This window comes from Hymenobacter terrenus, assembly GCF_000972495.1.
Lineage (GTDB): Bacteria > Bacteroidota > Bacteroidia > Cytophagales > Hymenobacteraceae > Hymenobacter > Hymenobacter terrenus.
Window position 1 is genome coordinate 1 of the sequence record NZ_LATM01000092.1, and the last position, 2,261, is coordinate 2,261.

Consider the following 2,261-nt stretch of genomic DNA (forward strand, 5'->3'; position numbering starts at 1 on the left):
GTCTTTGCCACCGGGCAGCGGCACCAGGGCCACCACGTAGTTGAATTTATCCAGCAGCGGCAGGTTTTGGTTGACTTGCCCGTGGCTGCGGGTGCTGAGCAAAACGGGGTGGGCCGCGACGCCCGCCGCCCGCAGTGCCGCGATGAGCAGCAGGTTGACATCGGCGGCGGTGCCGTGGTGGGCCTCGTAGGCTTTGCGCAGCGAGCCAGTGGTAGCGTAGCGGTTGGTGCCGTCGTAGCGGATGCCGCTCATGACTACTTCGCGCACGGCTGCGGCGCGGGCCGCCACTTCGGGATACTTGCTGACCAGGGGCAGTATTTGGTCTTTCAGAAAGTTGCCGCGGTCGAGCTGCTGCCCGAAGTTGTCATCCGCCAGCAGCTCCATGTTAATCTTGTTCCAGTTGTCGGCCACGTTCTGGTAGGCTTGGCCCGGAAACTGCTCGCCCGCCAGCTGAAAGTTGATGCGGTCCAGGTAGTCGTCCTCCGTGGTCATGTAGGGCTCCTCCCGGAAGGCCGGCACGTCCTTCATCACCCAATGGTAGTTCGTGACCCGGGCCGTCACCACGTCGTTGCTGCCCGCCTGGCGAGTAGTAGCAAAGCCGCTGCCGGAAGAGCTGCCGGCCGTGTGCACCGTAAACTGAGCGCTGCCTTCCGTCTGCGTTTGGGTAGCCAGCGGGTGGTAGCCCTGAAACAGCATTTTGTAGTGGAAGTACTCGGGGATGGCGGCCCGGTACTCACTCCAGCGCGTGGGAATATCGCGCTGAAACGTCCAGTCCTGAAAATTGAAGAGAAAGTCCGACGTGATGGTGTAGGCATACTCAATCACCGAGCCCTCGCGCACGTCGGGCAGCGTGAACTTGCGCACCCGCACGTTGGCCGTGCGCTCCTCCGTGAACATGTTGGCGCTTTCCAGCTTGCTTTTCACCACCTGTCCATTCACTAGGTTGTAGGTGATGCCGCGCAGCGCCGAGAGCTTTTCCTCACTACCGCCCTTGTGGTACAGCGGCACCAGCACCGTAGCCACATCGTAGCCCGACTTCTTCAGGATTTTGATGCGGGTTATCCGCTCCGACACCAGCTGGAAATCGTTGCTATTGTATTGAAAGCTGGTGGTGCCGTAGTCGCACAGCACCACGGCCGAGGCGGCGCTGTCGCCCGCAAAAGGCGCAGCCGTGAAATCCTTAGGGTCAGGCTTCCCGAATTTAATGGGCTGCTCCTGTGCCCGTGCGGCGAAAGCGGTGAGCAGAAAGGCCGCCACAGCGGCTGAGCAGCGTAAGGGTAAGTTCATGCAATGCAGAAATAAAAGAATACAAATGATTTTAAAGGATTAAAGCTGCTAGGCGGGAAAGCGATTTAGAAAGTCGTTTTTAGGTCATAGTGAGCCTGTCGAAGCATCTCTGCCGCTTCGTTGAGGTGCCCGCCCTGTCGAACCAAGCGGTAGAGATGCTTCGGCAGGCTCACTATGACCGTTCTTTATGATTGTGGCGACTTCCTAATAATGCTTCGTAGCTCAGCCGCTCTTCTTCTTTTGGATGATGAGTTTTTCGCTCTGGTGGGCCAGGAGCCGGCGGTAGAGCTCGCGCAGGCCGGCATATTCTTCGGCCGTGTACACGGTATTGCTGAGGACGAGGCGACTGTTGAGCAGCACGGTAGTTGGCCCGGTGAGAGTCACATTGTAGAGGAACCGGCCACCATTGTTGGGGAGGTTGAGCACAGCCGGCTTGGGCACTTCTGCCAACTCATAGCCAGCCGGCAGTGCCAGGGTGGCAACCAGCGTTTCCTCCTGCGGCGTCCCAAAGTCAACGGCAAAAGACCGGGTTTCGCGCTGAAATGGGTTTTGCCCGCCCCCAAAGTCACTGAGCGGACTCAGGTATAAGGTGCCGGCGGTCGATTTCTCATCGGCCGGTTGGCTGAACTCGTAGTCCACGGCCAGCGGCTGCGCCACGGCTTCGGCGTGGCTTACGGCCTGCTTGGTCAGGGACCAGCTTTCGTGGCGTTGGGCTAGGCGGGCCAGGTATTTCTTTTCGCCCAGGCTGGCCAGCTCCTGGCGGGCATCGGTGCCCGCGTAGCCACCGTGTTCCTCGTGCACCTTGCCTGCAAGGCCACCCTGGGCATCCAGGGTGAGAGCTACTTGCTGGTAGCGCACGTGGCGCTGCGCCGGCACGAGGTCGACCCAGCGGCTTTCGGCCGGGCTCTTGCTGATGAGGCGCCCCACGCGGTTGAGGCAGCGCTCGGGCAGCACGCCGCAGGGCAGCAGCGGCT

Annotated in this window: 1 protein-coding gene and 1 pseudogene; both read right to left on the reverse strand. The window is 60.7% G+C overall.

Features of this window, described 5'->3' with window-relative positions; all coding sequences use genetic code 11:
* Window positions 1-1,287, reverse strand: a 1,287-nt coding sequence (locus tag WX88_RS26545; RefSeq protein ID WP_046247460.1) for a DUF3857 domain-containing protein, incomplete at its 3' end; no start/stop codon positions are given.
* 222 nt (window positions 1,288-1,509) lie between these two features.
* Window positions 1,510-2,261, reverse strand: a pseudogene (locus WX88_RS31150) (hypothetical protein); the annotation flags it as partial.